A 6,276-nucleotide genomic window follows, 5' to 3' on the forward strand; every position below is an offset into this window, starting at 1 on the left:
CAGAACATGAAATCTCCGACGGTCTCTGGCGTAAACGCTGGGCATGCGAAAAGGCTGCTCTCGAACTTATCCTGCACAAGGGAAAGCACGGATTGCCCCCGGGATGGACGGCCACTGTTCTCGACTGGTTTGATGGCCTGAACCACTGAACATACCGCGGTTTTGCTGTCGCGAATGGAGGGCTGCTTTCTACGGCAGACAAGCGAGCAGATTCAAGAACGGGTTTGAGGGGGAAATGCCGGGTGCGGGTCAAGATCCGTCCTCCCCCCCCCCAAAAAAAAGCCCCGCAGAAATCTGCGGGGCTTTTCATTTTTTTCGCCGTGAGGCCGGAGACGATTAGTCGCCCGACTTCAGCGCTGCACCCAGGATGTCGCCCAGCGAAGCGCCGGAGTCCGAGGAGCCATACTGTTCCACAGCTTCTTTTTCTTCCGCGATCTCGCGTGCCTTGATCGACAGGCCCAGACGGCGGGTCTTGGAGTCGACGTTGGTGACGCGCACGTCGACCTTGTCGCCAACCGAGAAACGCTCGGGGCGCTGATCGGCACGGTCGCGGGCCAGGTCGGAGCGGCGGATGAAGGACTTCATGCCCTCATATTCCACTTCGATGCCGCCGTCTTCGATCGCAGTCACGTTCACGGTCACGATCGAGCCGCGCTTCACGCCGCCAACCGCTTCTGCGAACTTGTCGCCGCCCAGAGCTTTGATCGACAGCGAGATACGCTCTTTGTCGACGTCCACTTCGGAAACAACGGCCGAAACCATGTCGCCCTTGCGGTAGTTCTGGATCGCATCTTCGCCGCGCTCGTCCCAGGACAGGTCGGAGAGGTGAACCATGCCATCGATGTCGCCGTCGAGGCCGATGAACAGACCGAACTCGGTGATGTTCTTGACTTCGCCTTCGACCTCGGTGCCTTCCGGGTTGGCTTCGGAGAAGACTTCCCACGGGTTGCGCATGGTCTGCTTGAGGCCCAGGGAAACGCGGCGCTTGGCACCGTCGATTTCCAGAACCATGACGTCGACTTCCTGCGAAGTGGAGACGATCTTGCCCGGGTGGACGTTTTTCTTGGTCCAGGACATCTCGGAGACGTGGACCAGACCTTCGACGCCCGGCTCCAGCTCAACAAATGCACCGTAATCGGTGATGTTGGTGACGCGGCCCTTGTGGACCGAGGACAGCGGGTACTTGGCGCCAACCAGATCCCACGGGTCTTCCTGCAGCTGTTTCATGCCGAGGGAGATACGGTGGGTCTCTTTGTTGATCTTGATGACCTGAACCTTGACGGTTTCGCCGATCGACAGGATCTCGGAGGGGTGGTTCACACGGCGCCATGCCATGTCGGTGACGTGCAGCAGGCCGTCAACGCCGCCGAGGTCAACAAACGCACCGTATTCGGTGATGTTCTTGACCACACCGTCTACCGCTTGGCCTTCGGTCAGGTTGCCGATGACTTCGGCACGCTGTTCGGCACGCGATTCTTCCAGGATGGCACGGCGCGAGACAACGATGTTGCCGCGGCGGCGGTCCATTTTCAGGATCTGGAACGGCTGCTTCAGACCCATCAGCGGGCCGGCGTCGCGCACCGGGCGCACGTCAACCTGCGAACCGGGCAGGAACGCAACAGCGCCGCCCAGATCGACGGTGAAGCCGCCCTTGACGCGGCCGAAGATCGCGCCTTCGACGCGCTGGTCGTCGGCATATGCTTTTTCCAGGCGGTCCCAGGCTTCTTCACGGCGGGCCATCTCACGCGAGATGACGGCTTCGCCGCGGGCGTTTTCAGCCGAGCGCAGGAAGACTTCAACTTCGTCGCCGACAGCGATTTCAGCAGCTTCGCCGGGATTTGCGAATTCTTTCAGATCAACGCGGCCTTCCATTTTGTAGCCGACGTCGATGATGGCCTGACCGGCTTCGATTGCCAGTACTTTGCCTTTGACAACCGAACCCTCGTCCGGCGTGTCCATTTCGAAGCTTTCGTTCAGGAGGGCTTCGAAGTCCTCCATTGATACGTTTTGAGCCATGAGGTCTCAGATTTCCTTTTCATATGGTTTTTCTGGCCATGCGGTTGTCTCCGCCGGTCTTGGTTCAGCCGCACTGGACGTGGCCCGGATCACATCTGATCAAACAAACACAAAGGGCCGAGGTGTGCCTCAGCCCTGCTCAGATGTGTCATCCGGACGTTGACCGCCCTTGTACCGACAGCGCGCGTATAGGCGGATTCCCGGTTGCGTGCAAGGGGGAAGGCCTGCGGAGCTTGGCGGCCTGCATGAGGCCGTCAGCCAAAACCGGGCAGCCCGCCGGGAAGATCCAGGCTCAAGACCCATTGGCCTCCGACCTGTGGCGTGAGGCAGCGGATCCGGCCGTACCGGCTGCACGGGTTATAGCGCTTTCCCGCCCGGATATTATGTGTATATATATAGCCATTAAAATTCTTTAATTGAGTTGGGAATCCGGATGCCAGCCCCCCGCGCGAACATGAGCTACAGGGATATCAAGCAGGTCGTTCTGGACCGGATCCAGAACCGGATCTGGGCACCGGACAGCCTGCTGCCCAGTGAAACTGAACTGGCTGTTGAATTCTCGAGCACGCGCACCACCGTGAACCGGGCGCTGCGGGAACTGGCTGAAGAAGGCTATCTGGAACGCAAGCGGAAAGCCGGGACACGGGTTTTGAATTCACCAGTCCGCAAAGCCCAGTTTTCAATCCCCCTGGTGCGGGATGAAATCGCCGAGACCGGCGCCGCTTACCGGTATTCCTTGGTTGAGAGCCGTTTCATGCTGGCCCCGGCGTGGCTGTCATCCCGGCTTGACATCCTTCCCAAGCAGGAGGTTCTGCACCTCAGATGCATGCATTATGCCGACAATTCGCCGTTCCAATACGAAGTGCGCTGGGTTGTAACTGAGAGCATACCCGAGGTTCTGGACGCGGATTTCACTGAATCCGGGCCGAATGACTGGCTGGTGCAGAAAGTCCCCTTCACAAATCTTGAACTGAGCTTCATGGCGACAAAGGCCGATCAGACAGTGTCAGAGTTTCTGGACGCCCCTTTGGGCGACCCGGTGTTCACTGCGGAACGGATTACCTGGCTGCGCAACAAGCCCGTAACGCTGGCAAAGCTGTTTTTCGCTCCCGGTTATAAAATGACAACGCATCTGTGAGTTTAGCCTTGGCTCGCCGCGATGCTGGCGCCGGGCCGGCGGTTTCCCTGCCCGGCAGGCGATGACATTGCGCTGAGGCAGGGTCGGCCAACAGGCGGTGCTTGGGCGACAGCAGCATCAGCCGCTTCGGAGACAGCAGGCTGCCAGGGCGGGCGCAATGCCAGCTCTGCCGGGCCCAGAGTGCGTTTAGAAACCCAAATCACCGGCTGAAACCCGTTGCCGGCGGTTTACAGCATGTCTCCCACCCGGATCCGGCCCGCGGGCACTGCGCAGCGCCTGGTGGCGAGAAGAACACCCCGAGTGAAACAGGGGATGCCTGCAGGGATGCTCTGGTCGGTGGTTGTGATCCGGGACGGGGCCGCCGGTCAGGGTGTCCGTGCCGGTGGTGCCATCGCCGGCTGCGATCGTGCCGCCGCCGGTGGTGCCCTCCATGTTGTCAGCGGCAGCCGCACCGGTTCTGGAAGCTGCAAGGTTAGCGGTGCCGAATGGCGGTGATGCGATGCACTAAGCAGGGTGTAAAATTTTCGCGCGTCAATTATTATGGCCGGAACCTTCAGGCACGGTCACATTGGCCTTGTCCTACCACTGCAGACAAAGTGAGAACCTTCATGGGTGACAAAAAGATCAGGAACATGGAGGAATTCGCAGCAGTCAGCGGCCTTTCACGCCCGACGCTGTCGAAATACTTCAACGACCCATCCAGCGTCAGGGCATCAACCCGGAAGCGGATCGAAGATGTGCTGGACCATTATGACTACCGGCCCAATCTCTATGCGATCAATCAGAACCGCCGGCTGACCAAGAATATCGGAATCGTGGTGCCCTATCTGGCCGACCCTTTCTTTGCCGAAATTGCCCGCAACATCGAAGAGCATATTCTGAGAACCGGATACCGCCCGGTTCTGCTGGGTTCCCACGGCAACCCTGATCAGGAGATCGAAAACCTTGAAAACCTGCGGCTGCTTAAACCTGCCGGGGTTCTGCTGGCCCCCTTGGGGCGGGCGTCGCATCAGGCACGCATCGCCGCCTTCTGCGACGAGGTTCCAACGGTGATGTTTGATGCCAGCATCGGCGCCGCAGGACAGGCGTTCATTGGCTCAAACAACTATCAAAGCATCGGACTTATTGCCGACTACCTTTGCCGGACAGGGGAGCCTCCGGCCTTTTTCGAAATGAAGAATCCGGCAAACCCGAACGCCCATAAACGGCGCAATGCTTATCTCGCGGCTATGGAGCGGCTGGGACACAACCCGCATCTGATCCAAGCTGAAGGGGAAGGCTGGGAGTTTGAGGAGATCGGCTTCCGGGAGGGCACCCGGGTGGTGCGCGACCGCAACCTGCCGACCAATACGATCCTGTGCAGCAATGACCGTCTGGCGATCGGCTTGATGTCGGCCGCCTATGAGGCCGGGATTCGGATTGGTCTGGGTGCTGACTGCGGGATGCGGGTCGCCGGGCATGATGATCATCCCTTCTCCCGCTATACCTGCCCGACTTTGACGACGGTTTCACAGGATTACGAGGCCATCGCCAGGCAAAGCGCAGCGTCCCTGATGGACCTTATCGAGGCGGAAAACCCGCCTGATTCGCGGCAAGAGATTCTGTTTGATGGCCGGCTGGTCATGCGCGGGTCCGCATAACCTGCTGATTTCCCGGCAGACCGCCCAAACTTTACGCGCGTAAAGTTAAAATTGACAGCGCAGCGGCGGCGCCGTTAATCTTGGAGGCGACATCTAATCAGGGAGGTAGAAGATGTTTGCTAAGTACGCCATTGGTACGGCAACAGCCATTTCACTGCTCGCAGCGGGCAGTGCTTCTGCCGAGACCATCACCATTGCAACTGTGAACAACGGCGACATGATCCGCATGCAGGGTCTGACAGACGATTTCACCGCCAAGACCGGCCATGAGGTCGAATGGGTGACCCTGGAGGAAAACGTGCTGCGCCAGCGGGTGACAACTGACATCACCACCAAGGGCGGCCAGTTCGACATCATGACCATCGGCATGTACGAAACCCCGATTTGGGGCAGCAACGGCTGGCTGGTGCCGCTGGATGATCTGCCGCCCGAATATGACGCCGATGACATCCTGCCCGCCATGCGCGGCGGTCTTAGCGTGGATGGCACGCTGTATGCGGCGCCATTCTATGGCGAAAGCTCGATGATCATGTACCGGACCGACCTGATGGAGCAGGCGGGGCTTGAGATGCCCGATGCGCCGACATGGGATTTTGTCGCCGAAGCTGCCCGCGCCATGACAGACAAGGACGCCGGCATCTATGGCATCTGCCTGCGCGGCAAGGCCGGCTGGGGCGAAAACATGGCCTTTTTGACCGCGACAGCCAATGCCTTTGGCGCGCGCTGGTTCGATGAAAACTGGCAGCCGCAGTTCGATCAGCCAGAGTGGAAGGAGACCCTGGAGTTCTATGTGAACCTGATGAACGACGCCGGCCCTCCGGGCGCGTCGAACAATGGCTTCAACGAGAACCTGTCGCTGTTCCAGCAGGGCAAATGCGGCATGTGGATCGACGCCACTGTGGCGGCGTCCTTCGTGACCAGCCCGGACGATTCCACCGTGGCTGACAAGGTGGGCTTTGCGCTGGCACCCGATACCGGCAAGGGCAAGCGCGGCAACTGGCTTTGGGCCTGGGCGCTGGGAATTCCCGCCGGCACCCAGAAAGCAGACGCCGCCAAGGAGTTCATTCAATGGGCCACCTCCAAGGAATACATCGAACTGGTTGCCGAAAAAGATGGCTGGGCCAATGTGCCGCCGGGTGCGCGTACCTCGCTCTATGAGAACCCCAACTACCAGGAGGTTCCCTTTGCCCGGATGACGCTGGAAAGCATCCAGTCGGCTGATCCGACAAACCCCACAGTGGATCCGGTGCCTTATGTCGGTGTGCAATTTGCAGCAATCCCCGAATTTGCCGGAATTGCAGGTCAGGTCGGCCAGGAATTCGCCGCCGCGCTGGCCGGCCAGCAGAGCGTCGAAGCAGCGCTGGAGAAGGCCCAGGCACTGACCACTGACGAGATGGAAGCCGCAGGCTACTGATCTTCGGTACGAACTTCAGAGGGCGGCCCGATTGCCGCCCACTGACCCCGGCGGTCCCCCACTGCGCA

General features: G+C 59.8%; 4 protein-coding genes. 3 read left to right on the top strand and 1 reads right to left on the bottom strand.

Translation table 11 applies throughout. The annotated features are described in order from the left end of the window. Window positions 1-336 precede the first annotated feature (336 nt). Window positions 337-2,016 carry a 30S ribosomal protein S1 gene (gene rpsA, locus VOI29_RS21670; RefSeq protein WP_323783599.1) on the bottom strand — a complete coding sequence of 560 codons (1,680 nt, stop codon included), beginning with the start codon at window positions 2,014-2,016 and terminating at the stop codon, window positions 337-339. 454 nt (window positions 2,017-2,470) lie between these two features. On the opposite strand from rpsA, the gene VOI29_RS21675 reads away from it, so the two are divergent. The 3 genes from VOI29_RS21675 to VOI29_RS21685 all read left to right on the top strand — a co-directional run bounded on the left by VOI29_RS21675 (window position 2,471) and on the right by VOI29_RS21685 (window position 6,208). Beyond that, the gene (locus VOI29_RS21675; protein ID WP_323783601.1) at window positions 2,471-3,154 is read left to right on the top strand and encodes a GntR family transcriptional regulator; all 684 of its coding nucleotides are present in this window, start codon (window positions 2,471-2,473) and stop codon (window positions 3,152-3,154) included. Between the two features lie 608 nt (window positions 3,155-3,762). Further along, window positions 3,763-4,794, top strand: a complete 1,032-nt coding sequence (locus tag VOI29_RS21680; RefSeq protein WP_323783603.1) for a LacI family DNA-binding transcriptional regulator — start codon at window positions 3,763-3,765, stop codon at window positions 4,792-4,794. 112 nt (window positions 4,795-4,906) lie between these two features. Then, on the top strand, window positions 4,907-6,208 hold the full coding sequence (locus VOI29_RS21685; protein ID WP_323783605.1) for a sugar ABC transporter substrate-binding protein: 1,302 nt from the start codon (window positions 4,907-4,909) through the stop codon (window positions 6,206-6,208). Window positions 6,209-6,276: the final 68 nt, after the last annotated feature.

The organism is Leisingera sp. (assembly GCF_034669605.1).
Classification (GTDB): Bacteria; Pseudomonadota; Alphaproteobacteria; order Rhodobacterales; family Rhodobacteraceae; genus Leisingera.

Excerpts from the sequence above, each read along its gene's own strand:
- VOI29_RS21680 (WP_323783603.1), top strand. The coding sequence starts at position 3,763 with ATGGGTGACAAAAAGATCAGGAACATGGAGGAATTCGCAGCAGTCAGC.
- rpsA (WP_323783599.1), bottom strand. The coding sequence starts at position 2,016 with ATGGCTCAAAACGTATCAATGGAGGACTTCGAAGCCCTCCTGAACGAA.
- VOI29_RS21675 (WP_323783601.1), top strand. The coding sequence starts at position 2,471 with ATGAGCTACAGGGATATCAAGCAGGTCGTTCTGGACCGGATCCAGAAC.
- VOI29_RS21685 (WP_323783605.1), top strand. The coding sequence starts at position 4,907 with ATGTTTGCTAAGTACGCCATTGGTACGGCAACAGCCATTTCACTGCTC.